The following is a 568-nucleotide window of genomic DNA, read 5'->3' on the forward strand; positions in this document are numbered from 1 at the left end:
GGCAGCGCGACGCGCAGACGCGCGCCCGCGACGCAAAGAAGGACCTGCGGGACGCGCAGATCGACGCGCGGCAGGCACAGCTGTCCCTCACCGACGCCCGCCGCGAGGCGACGCGCTCCCTGGAGGACATGAACTCTCGGCTCGCCGACGCCCAGCTCGACGAGCGCGAGGCCGTGGCGCGGCAGGCCGAGGGGCAGCGCGCGCTGACGGCCGCCCGCGAGAACCCGGGCGTCACGCCGGAGCAGCTCGCGAAGCTCGAGCTGGCCTACGACCGGGCCACCCTCACCCTGGAGGACCAGCGGCGCACGACCTCGCGCCTCACCGAGGACACGAAGAAGGCCAACAAGGCCGGCGTCGACGGGAGCGAGCAGGTCACCCGCGCGCAGGAGCGGATCGCCGACGCCAACGGCAAGGTCACCCACAAGGCTCGCGCTCTGGTCCAGGCGCAGAAGGACGCGAAGCAGGCCGGGGTTGACGGGGCCCGCGCGGTGGCGGACGCGCAGCGGAACCTGTCCGATGCGCAGGCTGAGGTCGACAAGGCTCGCGCCGACGGGCAGCGGCAGATCGC

At 74.1% G+C, this 568-nt stretch carries 1 pseudogene; it reads left to right on the forward strand.

Features of this window, described 5'->3' with window-relative positions:
• Nucleotides 1–568: pseudogene (locus ADL01_RS23030) on the forward strand (hypothetical protein); the annotation flags it as partial.

The organism is Streptomyces sp. NRRL WC-3618 (assembly GCF_001280005.1).
Classification (GTDB): domain Bacteria; phylum Actinomycetota; class Actinomycetes; order Streptomycetales; family Streptomycetaceae; genus Streptomyces.